Raw genomic sequence first — 17,486 nt, forward strand, 5'->3', positions numbered from 1 at the left:
ATGAACGATTTCTGGGAACACTGTTCCGCACTGCTGGAGCGCGAGCTCACGCCTCAGCAGTACGTCACGTGGATCAAGCCGCTGACCCCGGTCGACTTCGATGCCGACGCGAGCACGCTGCGCATCGCCGCGCCGAACCGCTTCAAGCTCGACTGGGTGAAGAGCCAGTTTTCCGGACGCATCGCGGACGTGGCGCGCGAGTTCTTCAGCGCGCCCATCGACGTGCAATTCGTTCTCGATCCGAAAGCGACCGCTCGCAGCGCCGTCGGCGGCGCGCCGAACGCCGCGCCGCGCGTGAGTGTCACGCCGCCGCGGCCGCCTGCGCCGGCGGCGGCGCCCGCCGCGCCTTCGGTGGTGGCGCACGCGAACGCGACGGCGCACGTCAACGCGCTTGCCGCCGAAGCCGCGCAGCAGGCGCAGGCCACGCACGAAGAACAGGTCGACCTCGATCTCCCGAGCCTCGACGCCAACGAAGCCGCCGCTGGCCGGCGCACGTGGCGGCCGGGCGGCGCGCCGTCGGCGGGCGGTGAAACCGATTCCGCCTACGAACGTTCGAAGCTCAATCCGGTGCTCACGTTCGACAACTTCGTGACCGGCAAGGCGAACCAGCTTGCCCGCGCGGCGGCCATTCAGGTCGCGGACAACCCGGGCATCTCGTACAACCCGCTCTTTCTGTATGGCGGCGTGGGCCTCGGCAAGACACACCTGATCCACGCCATCGGCAATCAGCTGCTGATGGACAAGGCCGGCGCGCGCATCCGCTACATTCATGCGGAGCAGTACGTGTCCGACGTGGTGAAGGCGTACCAGCGCAAGGCGTTCGACGACTTCAAGCGCTACTACCACTCGCTCGACCTGCTGCTGATCGACGATATCCAGTTCTTCTCGGGCAAGTCGCGCACGCAGGAAGAATTCTTCTATGCGTTCGAGGCGCTCGTCGCCAACAAGGCGCAGGTCATCATCACGAGCGACACGTATCCGAAGGAAATCTCCGGTATCGACGATCGCCTGATCTCGCGCTTCGACTCCGGTTTGACGGTCGCCATCGAGCCGCCGGAACTCGAGATGCGCGTCGCCATCCTGATGCGCAAGGCGATTTCCGAAGGCGTGAGCCTGTCGGAAGATGTGGCGTTCTTCGTCGCCAAGCATTTGCGCTCGAACGTGCGCGAACTGGAAGGCGCGCTGCGCAAGATTCTCGCGTACTCGAAGTTTCACGGCCGCGACATCACCATCGAGCTGACCAAAGAGGCGCTCAAAGACCTGCTGACGGTGCAGAACCGGCAGATCTCGGTCGAGAACATCCAGAAGACGGTCGCGGATTTCTACAACATCAAGGTCGCCGACATGTACTCGAAAAAGCGGCCGGCCAATATCGCGCGTCCGCGTCAAATCGCCATGTATCTGGCGAAGGAACTGACGCAGAAAAGCCTGCCCGAAATCGGCGAACTGTTCGGCGGCCGCGACCACACGACGGTGCTGCACGCAGTGCGCAAGATTGCCGCCGAGCGCGGCAACGACGCGCAGCTGAACCACGAACTGCACGTGCTGGAACAGACGCTGAAGGGCTGACGAGAGCCGCCGGGCGGCGCGCGGCGGCAGGCGTCGATTGTTGCGCGTGCGGGCCTGTTTATTGGCGAAAACGCCCCCAATTTCTAGGGAGCCGTGCTGTTTTCAGGCACAATACAGGTTTGCCGTCCGCTGGCCTGGACGGTTCTGAAGCGCAAGCTTTCGCGAGTGACCGGCGGGGGGCCGGCAACGCGTGTTACGAGGTTGTCCGGCGGGCGAACGGTGGCGCTACGGTGGCGAACCGCCCGGACAGGCCGTCACATCAATGAAGGAACTCTATGCAACTGGTCAAGACCGAACGAGATAATCTTCTAAGGCCGCTGCAAACCGTGAGCGGTATCGTAGAACGCCGCCATACGTTGCCTATCCTCGCCAATCTGCTCATCACCAAGAACGGCGCGGACGTGTCGTTCCTTTCGACGGACCTCGAACTTCAGATCACCACGCGCGCCGACTTCGGCGTCGGCGGCGATCAGGTCGCCACCACCGTCGCCGCGCGCAAGCTGCTCGACATCCTGCGCGCCATGCCCGTCGGCGAAGTCGCGCTCGACCTCTCCGACAAGCGCCTCACCGTGCGCTCGGGCAAGAGCCGCTTCAACTTGCAGACGCTCGCCGCAGACGAGTTCCCCACGGTCAACCAGGCTACTGACTTCGGCGCGAGCCTGTCGGTTCCCCAAAAGACGTTCCGCCAGCTGCTCGGCATGGTGTATTTCGCGATGGCGCAGCAGGACATCCGCTATTACCTGAATGGCATGCTGCTGGTAGTGGACGGCGACCAGCTGATGGCGGTCGCCACGGACGGCCACCGCCTCGCGTTCTCGTCCATGAAGATCGAAGGCGCGTTCCCGCGTCAGGAAGTCATCATTCCGCGCAAGACCATTCTCGAATTGCAGCGCCTGCTGGAAGACATCGACGACACGCTGAAAATCGACATCGCCGCGACGCAGGTCAAGTTCACGTTCGGTCAGGTGGAACTGGTGTCCAAGCTCGTCGAAGGCAAGTTCCCCGACTTCCAGCGCGTGATTCCGAAGTCGCACAAGAACACGTTCGAGATCGGCCGCGAAGAGTTGCAGCGTTCCCTTCAACGCGCGGCCATTCTCACGTCCGACAAGTTCAAGGGCGTGCGCTGCCTCGTCGAACCGGGCCAGCTCAAGATCATGTCCACGAACGCCGACCAGGAAGAAGCACAGGAAGAACTCGAAATCGCGTATCAGGGCGATACCGTCGATATCGGATTCAACGTCACGTATCTGCTCGACGTGCTCGCGAATCTGAAGGTCGACACGCTCCAGGTGGCGCTCGGCGACGCGAATTCCAGCGCGCTGATCACCATTCCGGAGAACGAGGAATTCAAATACGTGGTGATGCCGATGCGCATCTGACGCGTACGACACCGATCACACTCCAAGGGGCGGCGCGCCCCTTTGGCGTTTTTAAGGTGTTTTGAAAAGTTCGAGCATTTACGAGCAGTTATCGAAGTAGTGTCGAAGCAGTGACGCAGAACCGGAAGAAATCCATGACTGAAAACACACATTCGCAACCCGACAACAGCTACGGCGCATCCTCCATTCAGATCCTCGAAGGGCTGGAGGCGGTGCGCAAGCGTCCGGGCATGTATATCGGCGATACGTCGGATGGCACCGGTCTGCATCACCTCGTGTTCGAAGTGCTGGACAACTCCATCGACGAGGCGCTGGCCGGCTACTGCGACGACATCCACGTGACGATTCACGCGGACAACTCGATCTCCGTGACGGACAACGGCCGCGGCGTGCCCACGGGCCTGAAGCGCGACGACAAGCACGACCCGAAGCGCAGCGCCGCCGAAATCGTGATGACGGAACTCCACGCGGGCGGCAAATTCGACCAGAACAGCTACAAGGTGTCGGGCGGCCTGCATGGCGTGGGCGTCTCGTGCGTGAACGCGCTGTCGGAATGGCTGCGCCTCACGGTGCGCCGCGACGGCAAGAAGCACTTCATGGAATTCGCGCGCGGCGTGGTGCAGAACCGCGAGATCGTCGAGGAAGACGGCGTGCAGTACTCGCCGATGCCCGTCGTCGGCGACACGGAAAAGCGCGGCACGGAAGTTCACTTCCTCGCGGACGCGACGATCTTCGGCAATGTCGAATTCCACTACGACATTCTCGCCAAGCGCATGCGCGAGCTGTCCTTCCTGAACAACGGCGTGCGTATCCGGCTGACGGACCTGCGCACCGGCAAGGAAGACGACTTCGCGTTTGCGGGCGGCGTGAAGGGCTTCGTCGAATACATCAACAAGCAGAAGCAGGTGCTGCATCCGACCGTGTTCCACGCGACCGGCGAGCGTGAGAACGTGACCGTCGAAGTGGCCATGCAGTGGAACGACAGCTTCAATGAAAGCGTGCTCTGCTTCACGAACAACATTCCGCAGCGCGACGGCGGCACGCACCTGACCGGCCTGCGCGCGGCGATGACGCGCGTCATCAACAAGTACATCACGGACAACGACATCGCGAAGAAGGCGAAGGTGGAAACCACCGGCGACGACATGCGCGAAGGCTTGTCCTGCGTGCTCTCGGTGAAGGTGCCCGAGCCGAAGTTCAGCTCGCAGACGAAGGACAAGCTGGTGTCGTCGGAAGTGCGCGCGCCGGTTGAGGAAATCGTCGCGAAGGCGCTGGAAGACTACCTGCAGGAAACGCCGAACGACGCGAAGATCATCACGAGCAAGATCGTCGATGCCGCGCGCGCGCGCGACGCGGCCCGCAAGGCGCGCGAGATGACGCGGCGCAAGGGCGTGCTCGATGGCATCGGGCTGCCGGGCAAGCTCGCGGACTGCCAGGAGAAAGACCCGGCGAAGTCGGAGATCTATATCGTCGAGGGCGACTCGGCGGGCGGGTCGGCCAAACAGGGACGCGACCGCAAGTTCCAGGCGATTCTTCCGCTGCGCGGCAAGGTGCTGAACGTCGAGAAAGCGCGATTCGACAAGCTGATCTCGTCGGAGCAGATCGTGACGCTCGTGACGGCGCTCGGCTGCGGCATCGGCAAGGACGATTACAACCTCGACAAGCTGCGCTATCACCGCATCATCATCATGACGGATGCGGACGTGGACGGCGCGCACATCCGCACGCTCTTGCTGACGTTCTTCTACCGGCAGATGCCGGAGATCGTCGAGCGCGGGTACATCTACATCGCGCAGCCGCCGCTCTACAAGATCAAGGCGGGCAAGGACGAGCGGTATATGAAGGACGCGCACGAGCTCAACCAGCACATGCTGAAGCTCGCGCTACAGGGTTCTGAACTGATTCCGAGCGAAGGCGCGGACCCGATCTCGGGCGATGCGCTCGGCGAACTGGCGCGTGCTTATCTGCTGGCGCAGGCGGTGGTGGATCGCATCAGCCGCATCTACGACGCGGCCGCGCTCGAAGCCGTGATGGATGGCGTCGTGATCGATCTGTCGACGGAAGAAGCGGCGGCGGCATCGGCGAAGGCGCTCGAGGCGCGGCTGCGCGCGGATCCGCTGAAGCCGGAGGTCACGGTCGAGCCGGCCTACGACCAGGTGCGCGAAGTGCGCTCGCTGCATATCAAGCGGCGCCATCACGGCAACGTGAAGGTTTCCGTGTTCGACGAAGACCTGCAATTGACCGCTGACTACAAGCAGCTTGTTTCGACGGCGGATACGTTCAAGGGCTTGATCGGCGAAGGCGCGCTGATCAAGCGCGGCGAGCGGTCGATGGCCGTGTCGGACTTCAAGAGCGCGATGAAGTGGCTGATCGCGGACGCGGAGCGCAACGTGTCGAAGCAACGCTATAAGGGGCTCGGGGAAATGAATCCCGAGCAGCTTTGGGAAACGACGATGGATCCGAACGTGCGGCGGCTGCTGCGCGTGCAGATCGAAGACGCGATCGCGGCGGATGGCATCTTTACCACGCTGATGGGCGATGATGTCGAGCCGCGTCGGGCGTTTATCGAGAGTAATGCTTTGCGGGCGGGAAATATTGATGTTTGAGGGGAATGGGGGCGCTCAAGCCGCCCGCTTGCATTAAGGCAACCATGCAGCGCCGTCACCCGCCCGACATCCTTCAGCGCTTCGAGGCGTTGAAGGTTTGGCAACGCGGTGACGAGCGCGCGCCTCACAAGCCATTACTGGCATTGCTCGCGCTCGGCTTGTACAGCCGCGGAGTCCGCGAGGTGCCGTTCAACCAGTACGAAAGCAAGCTGAACGAACTCCTGCGGGAGTTCGGCCCGTGGCGGCGCACGCTGTATCCGGAGATGCCGTTTCTTCGCCTGCAAAGCGACGACGTGTGGCGCGTCGCGGCGCACGGCTCGGTGGGTGGCCTCGCGTCCAACGCGGCGCTGACGAAGACGCAGTTGCGCAGCATCGACGCAACCGGCCAATTCTCCGATGACGTCCAACGCACCTTCGACAGCGATCCGCAAGCCATCCGCGACGTTGCGCGCATATTACTCGACGCGCATTTTCCCGACAGCATGCACGAGGACATTCTCGCCGCGGTCGGCCTGACGCTTCACGCGCCGCTGACAGCTAGAACGCGTCGCAGTCCAGACTTTCGCGACGACGTACTCAGGGCGTACCAGTACCGCTGCGCGCTGTGCAATCTCGACATGCGCATCAGCAACCGCACAATCGGCCTAGAAGCCGCGCACATTAAATGGTTCCAGTTCGAAGGACCCGACGTCGTCGAAAACGGCATCGCGCTGTGCTGCCTGCATCACAGGCTCTTCGATATCGGCGCTTTCACGCTCGGCGATGAGCGTCGCGTGCTGGTCTCCGAGGAAGCGCACGGCACCGAGCAGTTCGATCACGTCTTGCTGCGGCATCACGGCAGTCGACTCAACGCGCCGGTCAGAGCGGAACATCACCCGTCGAGCCAGTTCGTCGCCTGGCATCGCTCCCAAGTCTTCCGCGGACAACCGCGCCCCCTCTAATCCCCGAAGCCGCCGCCGCAACCCGCGTACACTTCGGCTTCGAGCCAATCCATCACGCGCGGGCCCACCCGCGCGCATCGCAATCAAGAGAACTTCCCCCATGTTCACCTGCCGAAACCAGTCCTGCCAAGCAGAATGGCAGCCCTCGGACGTCGTCATCAAAAACGAAGGCCAAGGTCTGCTGTTCCGCTGCCCGATGTGCGGCGCGCGTAATTACGTGATGCGCCACGAGTCGCCGGAGGGCGCCGTCTCCTACGAACAAGTCAGCGACATCCCGCCGCGAGGCTCGCATTAACGCCATGACCACCGACACTTCCTTCGCGAACCTGCCGCTCGCCCCCGCGATGCAGGCGAACCTGCAACAACTCGGCTACACGTCGATGACGCCGATTCAGGCCGCCAGTCTGCCGCATGCGCTTGCCGGGCACGACCTCATCGCGCAGGCGAAAACCGGCAGCGGCAAGACCGCCGCCTTCACTTTGCCGCTGCTCGCGCGGCTCGATGCGAAGCAGTTCGCCGTGCAGGCGCTCGTGCTCTGTCCGACGCGCGAACTCGCCGATCAGGTCACGCAGGAAATCCGCCGCCTCGCGCGCGCGGAAGAAAACGTGAAGGTGCTGACGCTGTGCGGCGGAACGCCCATGCGTCCGCAGATCGCGAGTCTCGAGCACGGCGCGCATATCGTCGTGGGAACGCCGGGGCGCATCATGGATCATCTGCAGCGCGAAACGCTTTCGCTCGCCGCAGTCCGCACGCTCGTCCTCGATGAAGCCGACCGCATGCTCGACATGGGCTTCTTCGACGATATCGCGTCCGTCGCGCGACAGTGCCCGAAGGACCGGCAGACGCTGCTCTTTTCCGCGACGTATCCCGAAGGCATCGCGAAGCTGAGCCAGCAGTTTCTGCGCAATCCGCGCGAGATCAAGCTCACCGAGCAGCACAGCAATGCCAAGATCAAGCAGCGGTTCTATCAGGTGGAAGATCACGAACGGCTGCATGCGGTCGGGCTGCTGCTGGATCACTATCGTCCGGTGAGCACGCTCGCGTTTTGCAATACCAAGCAGCAGTGCCGCGACTTGCTCGACGTGTTGCGCGCGCAAGGATTCGAGGCGCTCACGTTGCATGGCGAGCTGGAGCAGCGCGAACGCGATCAGGTGCTCGTGCAGTTCGCCAATCGCAGCTGTTCAGTGCTCGTCGCGACCGACGTGGCGGCGCGCGGGCTCGACATCGCGCAACTGGAAGCGGTCATCAACGTCGACGTGACGCCGGACCCGGAAGTGCATGTGCATCGCATCGGCCGCACGGGGCGCGCGGGCGAGGAGGGCTGGGCGCTGTCGCTCGCGAGCATGGATGAAATGGGGCGCGTGGGCGCGATCGAAGAAGCGCAGCGCGCGGAAGTAGAGTGGCATCCGCTGTCGGAATTGACGTCGGCGGAACCGGGGCATCTGAAGCCGCCGATGGCCACGTTGCAGATTCTCGGCGGACGCAAGGACAAGATCCGCCCGGGCGACGTGCTCGGGGCGCTGACCGGCGAAGCGGGTTTCGACGGCGCGCAGATCGGCAAGATCAACGTGATGGATATGGTGACTTATGTGGCGGTAGAGCGCGGCATTGCCGATGACGCCATCCGCAGGCTCGGCGCCGGGAAGCTGAAGGGGCGCAAGGTGAAGGTGCGGCGGATTTGAGCGGCGGGCTCCAACTCACTCCCGCGCCATCCCCGCCGCCGAGCCGGCATCACGCGTCACCAGCCTTAACCCGCTCGCGACGCTTGCCGCCCCCGCGAACCCCGCGCCAAGCGAAAGCGCGAGCGCCGGACCGTGCTTTCCCGCGATGCCGAAGCACAGCGCAACGAGCGCCGCGCCCGTCGCCTGACCGACGAGCCGCGCGGTGGCGACCACGCCGCTCGCACCGCCGCTTCGCTCGCGCGGCGCGCTGGCCATGAACGCCTTCAAGTTCGGCGACTGAAAGAAGCCGAAGCCCGCGCCACAAATCGACATGCGAATGCAGATATCCAGCGCATGCGGATTCGCGGGCAGCGCCGCAAGCGACACCATGCCCGCGCACAGAATGGCGAGCCCGATGCCGCCGAGCAGACCCGGCGCGTAGCGGTCAGACAAGCGCCCCGCGATGGGCGCCATCAACGCGACGAGCACCGACCACGGCGTCATCAGGAAGCCGGTTTCCACCTGCGTGCGGCCGAGGACGGTCTCGAAGTAGAACGGCAGCGACACGAACGCGAGCCCTTGCGCGGCGAACGAGCAGACGGCGGTCATCGTCGAGAGCGCGAACATCGGGCGTCGAAACAGATCGACGGGCAGCATCGGCGCGGGATGGCCGCGCTCGCGTCGAAGCATCAGCGCGCCCGCGACGAGCGCAACGGCCAGCGCCGCGAGCACCGTGTGCGATGGCGCCCGCTGCGCCGCTTCCCCGAGCGCAAAAATCAGCGACGCGAACGTGACGACGTTGAGCGCCGCCGCCACGCGATCGAAGCCGTGCGCGCTGCGCTTCGTCTGCGGCAGCGCGGGCCACGCGATAAAAAGCGCGAGCACGCCGACCGGCAGATTCACCGCGAAGAGCCACGGCCACGTCCCGAGCGACAGCACGATGGACGCCACCGTCGGCCCGACCGCGAACGCAATGCCGACAATCAGCGCGTTCAGTCCCACGCCGCGCCCGAGCCGGTGCAGCGGAAACAGCGCGCTGATGAGTGCCGTATTGACGCTCATGATCGCGCTCGCGCCGAGCCCTTGAAGCAGGCGCGCGGCGACGAGCGTCGGCAGCGACCACGAGAACGCGCATATCGCGGATGCGATCGTGAACACGACAAGGCCGCCCAGATAAACGCGCCGATGCCCGACGATGCCACCGAGCGCCGCGAACGGCAGCAGCGTGGCGACCATCGCGAGCTGATACGCGTTGATGATCCAGACGGAGGCCGCGGGCGTCGAGCCGAGATCGGCGGCGATGGCGGGCAGCGCCGTATTCGCGATGGCGGTATCGAGTGTCGCCAGCGCGACGGCCAGCAGAATGGCGGCCATGCCGCGCCGCTCGCGGGAGGTCATCGGCGCATCGGGGTCGCGGGGGGCGGATTGGGTGGGATCGGCGGGCACGTCGTGTTCCGGAAGTAAGCGGACAAAGAATAATCCGAAACGATACGGGAACGCGACGGATCGCGCTCGAACGCGTCGGCGGCGGTTATGCTGTGACGACCAAAACAGGGAGACGGAGCATGGCCATTCGAATCGTGCGGCTCGGCACACCGCGCAGCGAAAACGAAGGCTTGCGCATCGGCACCGTTCGCCGGCCGCCGCGCGGCGTGCCGAAAGCCGAGTTCGCGAGCCGCAACTTCTATGACGTGTGGTACCCGAATCTGGCGCCATCGGCGGAACGGGTGGCCGAGGCACTGAGCGCGCAGACGGAGAAGGAGTGGAGCGCCTTCGTGCGGAAGTACAAGGCCGAGATGGCGACGCCGGAGGCGAGCAGGTCGCTCGATCTGCTCGCGGCGCTCTCGCATACAACCAATCTGTCGGTCGGGTGCTACTGCGAGAATGAGGCGCGGTGTCACCGGTCGGTGCTGCGAGAGCTTTTGCTGAAGCGCGGCGCGGAGGTGGTCTAGGCGCGACAGACGCCCGTGAGGGCGTCTATGGCAAATGCTTCAGTCGGTGCCGAATTTCGGCGAGCGCGGGCCGTAGAGCAGGCCGGTCTTGTCGCCCGTCGCGAGCAGGCGCTGGCTCGTCAGGCCCGCGACGTCGAACGATTTATCCGTCAGCGAGTGGGTGACCTGTTTGGCGATGCCGCCGACCACCATGCCGATCAGGCTGCCGTTGCCCACGCCGACGTTGTAGCCGACTTCGTTGCCGTTGGCCGTGGCGGAACCTTTCCACAGTTCGTCGCCCGAGCGCAGATCGACGAGCTTCGCGTTCGCCGACACGACCGTCTTGCTGTCGACGACGATGAACTTCGTGCCTAGCTTCTCGCGCGCAGACGACGATGGCGGAATCCCGACGACGGGCTGTCATCGGCGACTGACGTCGAGTAGGACGGGCGTAGACAAGTTGCCGCTTAGTGATTATACGGCTCGCGCTCGGGCCGCCAGCGACCTTGCGCGAGGACAAGAAGTGGCCAAATTTCGGATCGGAAGCAATTGCAGCGCAGGTATGCCGAGGGTAGAAGGCTAGACGAGCGGAAAAACGGTTCCGCATCACGGTCTAGCGTGTGTCGGAAGTCTTCCACGCTGCGGCTGCCCTTCCGTTCGCGCATGCGCTGATAGTCCGAGCAGCGACGCAGCATTCGCGATCGAGTCCACTCTATCCTGACAGCAACACCGAGATTCATGGCTAACCCGCGTCATCCGCACCACCCGACAGCGCCCGCAACACCGACAGCGCCCGCAACACCGACAGCCTCGCGGCTGCCTCAGTGGCAGCCGCTCAACTGGACCTTCCCGTTTGCACCGAAGAGCGGAAATCCAACGGACCCTCAGACCTGGCTCCGCGCTCTGGCGGGTGCGGACGGTGGTTCCTATCCCTTTGGTCGGAACGGCATGTTTCACGGCGGCATCCACTTCGACGCGGCGACTGGCGCCGACCTTAAGCAGGGCGAGGGCGTCAAGGTGATTGCCGATGGCGAGGTGGTGGCCTACCGACTCGATTCAAAGTACGCCGGACTGACCTATCCGACCACGCCCCCGCGATACGCGCTTTATTCGACCGGCTTTGTACTGGTGCGTCACAAGCTTGTTCTCCCCCCCGAGCCGAAGCCAGCAAGCCTGCAAGGAGCCGCTAGCGGCGCGCAGACGCCGCAGAGCATCTCGCCACCTGCCGATGAGGTACTGGAGTTCTACAGTCTCTACATGCACCAGCTTGACTGGGCGGGTTATTTGTCAGCGGAGCACTCGGACAGCGGCAGTGCGCAGCCTGTGCCGTTGGTTCACCGGTTGCCTTTCTGGCAAGGCGACCGGCTTTTCCGAGTGGGTGCGAAAGCAAAGTACAAATTGGCTGGGGCGCCAGCGAATGCGCTGGACGGAACGCGCTCTGCCGGCACGACGCAGACCGGTGTTCGCATCTGCGCTCGCGCATCGGGCGCGGTAATCGGGCTTCTGCCGCGCGGTGCAGAACTAACCATCGTCGGCAATGGGGTAAAAGGTTGGGCACAGATCGCGATAATCACAAAGGGCACGCCGGTTCCTGTCGCGACCGGTGACTCTGCTGTCTCGACAGGCTGGGTAAATCTGGACGAACTCGACGCGGTGATCGAGCCGAAACCGCTAGACACAGTGGTCGTGCTCGAAACACCGTTCAAGGTTCGGGCGGGCGATGTGATCGGTTACCTGGGTGAATACCAGAATTTCTCACAGTCGAGCGTGCTGCCGCCCCAGCCGGTGCGTCCGCTGCTTCACGTCGAGGTCTTTACGGGCGCACAGATCAACGATTTCATTACCAAAAGCCGGGAGCGCGCGAACAAGCTGGGAGACAAGGTGCCGGGCGGAAAGCCTTTGCTGGTGATCTCGCCAGGAGCAAAACTCGTCAAACCCTCCGATGCGCAGCGCAATACTGAACTTGTGGGGCTCACGCTCGCTCTCGCGAAGGGCGATCCGGGCAAGGGCAAGTGGGCGAGGGTACAGCCGACGCGACTTGCTGCAAAGCCCAGTGCGAGCGGTCACGGACATGCTCACCAGCTAGCCGGAAGACCCATAGGCACCCCGGTTTGGGTCGAGCGCAGGTTTGCGGGCAAAGTCGCCAGTGCGACGGTCCAGACCTGGACCGATTTTCCGTTACAGCTTGCCAATGCGCAGGGCCCGGCGGTCGGCTATCAGCAGGTGTTCTCGCGCGCCCAGCTTGACCAGCTTTCCGATAACAGCACGGCCAAGGAAGAAAGCAAGAGCGAGTCGACCGCCGCAGAGTGGTGGCAGATCAATGCCGGCGATAGCGACGGCCAGCCGATCTGCGGCTGGGTGTGCGAAAAGGGGCACACGGAAACTCGATGGCAAAGCCCGTGGGCGTGGCCGGACTTCGATACGGTAGATACGACGGGAATGTCGGTGATCGACCTGTACCGGCGGAACTTGTATGAGACGAAGCAGTTGCTCGACGGCGAGGAACAAGCGTTTGCTCCCATTGCTGCGAGCATCAACGGCACTCCTTTGATCGCGAAGCTGGAAATGGCAGCGAAGGGTGGAGGCAGCGGCAAGGGAAACAGGGTGGTTCCGGCCGACCTGAAGGAGGCATTGACCGTGCCGTGGCTGGCCGACGTTGTCTCGCACCTGATCGTCAGCTACGAGAGCGAGTGGGGCGGCGACACGAGCAAGTGGGAAGCGTTGACTCCGCTGATGGGTGACGACGGCAAGCCTGTCTGGCAGGCCGAACTTGAGCGCATCGAAAAGCTGAAATGGTGGGATAAGGTGAGCGCGATCAATGGTTTTCCCGCCGGCCCGAACGTTTGGCATATTCACCCAATCGGCCTAGTGGCAAATTTTCAGAGCGGCGCATGCGATTGCAAAGCGCGCTTCGAAAAGGTATCAAAAATTGTTTTGTCGAACGAGGGCGGATTCGTTGATGACCCCAATGATTCTGGCGGAGCCACCAATAAGGGCATTGCTTGGGCTACGTGGCAAGCATATGCCAAGGAAGATATTGGCGTCGGGCCAACACTGGCTAATCTCAAAGCGCTTACCGACGATCAAGCGAAGGTTATCTATCTGAAACGCTACTGGGAGCCGCGCGGTTTCTGTGGGTTTGCTAATGAGAAGACCGCCCTGAACATTTACGATTGGACAATAACATCGGGTCAAGCTATCCGCAAAATTCAAGAATTAATGATCTCGGACTATGCGAAATCGATCGAAGTGAACAATAAGATGTCGAGAGCTCTTGTTGAACAGATCAATTCGATCGACGACCAGGAAGAACTGGTGCAGAAAATCGGGGCGACGCGGAAGAAATACTACACGTCGCTGGCTTACGATAATTCAGGGAAGCCAACCAAGAACCACAAATTTTTGGATGGATGGACCAAGAGAGTGGATCGGTGCTTGGATTTCAAGGGGTGATCAGCATGAAGGTTTCAGGAAGCCTATTAGCGGGCTATGTTTTCGTTTTGCTTTGCAATAGTGTATCCGCGTTCGCTCACTCGTTCTCCGGCGAATGGGATTGGAATAGTGCGCCAAGTACGCGAACGTTCTCAGTTCATTTGGAGCAGCGAGGTAATTCAATTCGCGGGCAATATTGTGCGGTAGCCCAGAATGGAAACAGAACAGATTGTGACGACGAAAAAAACCCAAACATTGCGGGAAAAATCAATGCTAACGGGACATCCGCATCGATCAATTTTTCGTCATTCTTTGGAGCAACGAACGGAAAGGCACAGTTGACGATGCGGAACGGCAATTTGATTTGGCATATCACGAAGAGCCCAGACGGAGCGGAATCCTACGCTCCCAAAGATGCCGTCCTTCGGCGACGTTGACAGATTGCTCTCGCACTTCGTCCGTCGCGCACCGAAGCGCCGTTTTCAGTCCGGCGCTCGTGCTCTGGTCGACTCGACCTGCCGCGTGAGGTGTTCGTTCAGTACACAGGAAGCGCTGAAGCCGATGTCCTGCTTCTGCGCGCCGCTCCGCTGGCGTTGAGGTAACGATGGATGAGTGGAGATTTGGGCAAGGTCGTGAAGGTGGCCAAACGTTCCGCGACCGAATCTTCCGAGTCGGGAAGTGCCGGACTCTGCCTGATATCTATCCAGAAAGCGAAAAGCCCAACCGGTAAAGGCTGGGCTTTTTGCATGAATTCTTTGGTGGGGCGTGAGTGACTCGAACACTCGACCTACGGATTAAGAGTCCGCTGCTCTACCAACTGAGCTAACGCCCCAACAGAAGCGAAATTATAGCGGCAAAATTTCGAAAAGCGCAAGCCCTCCGCGCAAAATTCGACGCCGCAACGACCCTCGCGCCGAACAGCGCGCGCCACGACAGCCGTTATCATGACGCATCGCCGAACCATCGTTCGATTCGTCAACTCATCACGGAACAGGAAGACATGGACGAAGCCGCCATCCGCGCGTTGCTGGACAGCATTCTCGCGCCGTGGGTCCGCGAACTGTCGCTCGCGCCCGAAGCCATCGGGACCGACTCCGTCACCCTGCGTCTGCCGTACTCGGACCACCTGCGTCACGCGGGCGGCGTCATCTGCGGTCAGGTGTTCATGGCCGCCGCGGATACCGCGATGGTCGTCGCCATATCGCACGTCATGGGCGGTTTCTCGCCGATGACCACCGTCTCGCTCAACACCACGTTCATGCGCCCGGTGAAGTCCGGCGACGTGCTCGTCACGGCGCGCGTCATGCGGCGCGGGCGCAATCTCGTCTTCGGCGAAATCGACATGCACGACGACAAAGGCGAGCTCGCCGCTCACGCCACGACCACCTACGCGCTCATCAACAAAGACCAGTAAGCAATGTTCGATCAAGTCGTATTCGCCGGCGGCGGCAACCGCTGCTGGTGGCAAGCCGGGTTCTGGAACGTCGTGCAGCCGGAGCTGGACCTGCGGCCGCGGATCATCGCGGGCATCTCGGCAGGCGCGGCCACCGCCTGCATGCTCTACACCAACGACGCGCGGTGGGTCATGCGCTATTACGCGGACGTCCTGCGCGGCAACACGAAGAACGCCTACTGGGGCAATCTGTTGCGGCGCCAGTCCGTCTTTCCGCATTACCGCATCTACCGGCAGGCGCTACTCGACATCTTCGCGGATCGCTTCGACGAACTGGCATCGGCGCCGGAAATTCGCATCGGCGTGTCACATCTGCCGCGCTGGCTCGGCGCGCGCAGCGCCGTTGCGGCGGGCCTCATCGCCTACAACATCGAAAAATACGTGCGCAAGACGCTGCATCCGACGCTCGGCCAGGCGCTCGGCTTTCATCCCGAGTTCGTGACGGCGCAGGAATGCGCGACCATCGAAGACCTGGCCGACCTCATCCTGCAATCGTCGAGCACGCCGCCGTTCACGCCGATCCTGCGTCGCAACGGGCGTCCGGTGCTCGACGGCGGCATGGTCGACAACGTGCCGGTTTCCGCGCTCGACGCGTCGCCGGGCATGGTGCTCGTGATGGTCACGCGGCTGTATCCGCGCGAGCGCATGTTCGTCGTGCCGCACGGCGAGCAGCGGCGTCTTTACGTGCAGCCGTCGCGCAAGGTGCCGATTTCGAGCTGGGACTATACGAGCCCGTCGCAGATGGAGCATGCTTACGACCTGGGTCGCGCGGACGGCGAAGACTTTCTGGAACGCCTGCCGCGTCTTCTGGAAACCGCGTCGCATCTCGCCTGAGTCTCTACGGAGGCATGCCGTGTCGAAGCTGCATCGCTATGAACTGACCGTCGCGTGGACCGGCGATCTCGGCTCCGGCACGTCCGCCTACGACGCGTACTCGCGCGATCATCTCGTGCGGGTCGGCACGAAGCCCGCGATCGAGGCGTCGAGTGATCCGGCGTTCCGCGGCGACGCCGCACGTCACAATCCGGAGGAGTTGTTCGTGGCATCGCTCTCGTCGTGCCACATGCTCTGGTATCTGCACCTGTGCGCGACGAACAAGGTCGTCGTCACCGGCTATGTCGATGAAGCCATCGGCACGATGCAGGAAGAGCCGGGCGGCAGCGGGCGCTTCGTCGATGTGCTGCTGCGCCCGAAAGTGACCATCGGCGCGGGCGGCGACGCGGCGCTCGCCGCGCGGCTGCATGAGGAAGCGCACCGGTACTGCTTCATCGCGAATTCGGTGAATTTCCCGGTGCGCTGCGAGCCGGCTATCGACGTGTCGACGCTCTGAACGTCAACGGCGGCGCGCGTGCTGGAGCGCCTCCGGATTCGCCACGCTCGACATATCGCCGGCATCGAACGCGAGAATGTTCTTGAACGCCGCGCTGAAGTACAGCTCGTAGCTTTCGCGCTCCACGTAGCCGATGTGCGGCGTACAGATCACGTTCTCCATGCGCAAGAGCCCGTAGCCTTGCAGAATCGGCTCGCTTTCGTAGACGTCCACCGCGACCATGCCCGGCCGGTTGTGATGCAGCGAATTCAGAAGCGCGTTCTCTTCGAGCAGTTCCGCGCGGCTCGTGTTGACGAAAAGCGCGGTCGGCTTCATGCGCATGAGATCGTCCGTTTTGACGATGGCGCGTGTTTCATCGTTCAGACGCAAATGCACGGTCAGCACGTCGCTCTGCTCGAACAGCATTTCACGGCTTTCCGCGATCGCCACGCCGTCCTCGCGCGCCGCCTCTTGCGAGTGCTCGCGGCCGTACACCAGCACGTTCATGCCGAACGCCTTGCCGTAGCCCGCCACCAGCCTGCCGATCTTTCCGTAGCCCCAGATGCCGAGCGTCTGACCGCGAAGCACTTGCCCGAGCCCGAAGTTCGGCGGCAGCGCGGACGTCTTCAATCCCGACTGTTGCCACGCGCCTTGCTTCAGATTCGCGACGTACTGCGGAATGCGCCGCTGCGCCGCCATGATGAGCGCCCACGTCAATTCGGCCGGCGCGACGGGTGAACCGGTTCCTTCCAGTACCGCGATTCCGCGCTCCGTACACGCGTCGATGTCGATATGGCCGCCGCCCGCGCGACCGGTCTGACTAATCATGCGCAACTTCGGGCATTTATCGAGCAACTGCGAGCTAATGCGCGTGCGTTCACGAATGAGCACCAGCGCGTCCACTTCCGACAGTCTGCTAGCCAACTGTCCGAGCCCACGCACCGTGTTATTGAAGACCTTCACCTCATGGTCATCGAGCAGATGGAAGCAGTCGAGCTTCCGAACGGCGTCCTGGTAGTCGTCGAGAATGGCGATTTTCATGGAATGTGATTGCGTATTGTTGGGCATTAAACCTGCTGCGTCGTCTAACCGGCGATTGAAAGAAGCGAGGATTAACTTCGGGTAATTACCGATAAATCCGTGCTATTCCGCCGAAACCTGTGCTTTATGCGCAGCGTCAATGTCTCGCTGCGATGCGGTGTTAT

At 62.6% G+C, this 17,486-nt stretch carries 14 protein-coding genes and 1 tRNA gene; 11 read left to right on the forward strand and 4 right to left on the reverse strand.

Going from position 1 to position 17,486, the window contains the following annotated elements; translation table 11 throughout:
• From dnaA to dbpA, 6 genes are all read left to right on the forward strand, one after another.
• Nucleotides 1–1,569 carry a chromosomal replication initiator protein DnaA gene (gene dnaA / locus JYK05_RS00005; RefSeq protein ID WP_175938866.1) on the forward strand — a complete coding sequence of 523 codons (1,569 nt, stop codon included), beginning with the start codon at nucleotides 1–3 and terminating at the stop codon, nucleotides 1,567–1,569.
• Between the two features lie 275 nt (nucleotides 1,570–1,844).
• A complete protein-coding gene (dnaN, locus tag JYK05_RS00010) occupies nucleotides 1,845–2,948 on the forward strand; it encodes a DNA polymerase III subunit beta (RefSeq protein WP_206467308.1) in 1,104 nt (367 codons plus the stop codon).
• A gap of 134 nt (nucleotides 2,949–3,082) precedes the next feature.
• On the forward strand, nucleotides 3,083–5,554 hold the full coding sequence (gene gyrB, locus JYK05_RS00015) for a DNA topoisomerase (ATP-hydrolyzing) subunit B (protein ID WP_206467309.1): 2,472 nt from the start codon (nucleotides 3,083–3,085) through the stop codon (nucleotides 5,552–5,554).
• 44 nt (nucleotides 5,555–5,598) lie between these two features.
• Nucleotides 5,599–6,495 carry a phosphorothioated DNA-binding restriction endonuclease gene (locus tag JYK05_RS00020; protein WP_206467310.1) on the forward strand — a complete coding sequence of 299 codons (897 nt, stop codon included), beginning with the start codon at nucleotides 5,599–5,601 and terminating at the stop codon, nucleotides 6,493–6,495.
• Nucleotides 6,496–6,595: 100 nt separating this feature from the next.
• Complete coding sequence (locus JYK05_RS26225) at nucleotides 6,596–6,790, forward strand: hypothetical protein (RefSeq protein WP_241269813.1); 195 nt, start codon at nucleotides 6,596–6,598, stop codon at nucleotides 6,788–6,790.
• Nucleotides 6,791–6,794: 4 nt separating this feature from the next.
• Nucleotides 6,795–8,177 (forward strand): ATP-dependent RNA helicase DbpA, encoded by a 1,383-nt coding sequence (gene dbpA, locus JYK05_RS00025; RefSeq protein WP_175938874.1) that lies wholly within the window; start codon nucleotides 6,795–6,797, stop codon nucleotides 8,175–8,177.
• Nucleotides 8,178–8,192: 15 nt separating this feature from the next.
• Here dbpA and JYK05_RS00030 read toward each other — a convergent pair whose 3' ends face one another.
• Entirely contained in the window at nucleotides 8,193–9,554 is a 1,362-nt protein-coding gene (locus tag JYK05_RS00030; RefSeq protein WP_175940564.1) for an MFS transporter, read from the reverse strand.
• Nucleotides 9,555–9,721: 167 nt separating this feature from the next.
• On the opposite strand from JYK05_RS00030, the gene JYK05_RS00035 reads away from it, so the two are divergent.
• Complete coding sequence (locus JYK05_RS00035; protein WP_175938875.1) at nucleotides 9,722–10,108, forward strand: DUF488 domain-containing protein; 387 nt, start codon at nucleotides 9,722–9,724, stop codon at nucleotides 10,106–10,108.
• A gap of 39 nt (nucleotides 10,109–10,147) precedes the next feature.
• On the opposite strand, the gene JYK05_RS00040 is transcribed toward JYK05_RS00035, so the two are convergent.
• On the reverse strand, nucleotides 10,148–10,492 hold the full coding sequence (locus JYK05_RS00040) for a GNA1162 family protein (RefSeq protein WP_175940565.1): 345 nt from the start codon (nucleotides 10,490–10,492) through the stop codon (nucleotides 10,148–10,150).
• A 333-nt stretch (nucleotides 10,493–10,825) separates the two neighbouring features.
• Between JYK05_RS00040 and JYK05_RS00045 the strand changes: the two genes are divergently transcribed.
• The gene (locus JYK05_RS00045) at nucleotides 10,826–13,540 is read left to right on the forward strand and encodes a glycoside hydrolase family 108 protein (RefSeq protein ID WP_206467311.1); all 2,715 of its coding nucleotides are present in this window, start codon (nucleotides 10,826–10,828) and stop codon (nucleotides 13,538–13,540) included.
• Nucleotides 13,541–14,275: 735 nt separating this feature from the next.
• On the opposite strand, the gene JYK05_RS00050 is transcribed toward JYK05_RS00045, so the two are convergent.
• Nucleotides 14,276–14,351 (reverse strand) — tRNA-Lys (locus JYK05_RS00050).
• Between the two features lie 168 nt (nucleotides 14,352–14,519).
• Here JYK05_RS00050 and JYK05_RS00055 point away from each other — a divergent pair.
• Genes JYK05_RS00055 through JYK05_RS00065 form a run of 3 tightly spaced genes read left to right on the forward strand, consistent with a single transcriptional unit; the run spans nucleotide 14,520 to nucleotide 16,302 of the window.
• Nucleotides 14,520–14,933 carry a PaaI family thioesterase gene (locus tag JYK05_RS00055; protein ID WP_175938879.1) on the forward strand — a complete coding sequence of 138 codons (414 nt, stop codon included), beginning with the start codon at nucleotides 14,520–14,522 and terminating at the stop codon, nucleotides 14,931–14,933.
• Between the two features lie 3 nt (nucleotides 14,934–14,936).
• Entirely contained in the window at nucleotides 14,937–15,806 is an 870-nt protein-coding gene (locus tag JYK05_RS00060) for a patatin-like phospholipase family protein (RefSeq protein ID WP_206467312.1), read from the forward strand.
• A gap of 19 nt (nucleotides 15,807–15,825) precedes the next feature.
• Entirely contained in the window at nucleotides 15,826–16,302 is a 477-nt protein-coding gene (locus JYK05_RS00065) for an OsmC family protein (protein WP_206467313.1), read from the forward strand.
• Nucleotides 16,303–16,305: 3 nt separating this feature from the next.
• Here the strand turns inward: JYK05_RS00065 and JYK05_RS00070 are convergent, their stop codons facing one another.
• Nucleotides 16,306–17,322 carry a D-2-hydroxyacid dehydrogenase family protein gene (locus JYK05_RS00070; protein ID WP_175938885.1) on the reverse strand — a complete coding sequence of 339 codons (1,017 nt, stop codon included), beginning with the start codon at nucleotides 17,320–17,322 and terminating at the stop codon, nucleotides 16,306–16,308.
• Nucleotides 17,323–17,486 lie beyond the last annotated feature (164 nt).

Source organism: Caballeronia sp. M1242 (genome assembly GCF_017220215.1).
Classification (GTDB): domain Bacteria; phylum Pseudomonadota; class Gammaproteobacteria; order Burkholderiales; family Burkholderiaceae; genus Caballeronia.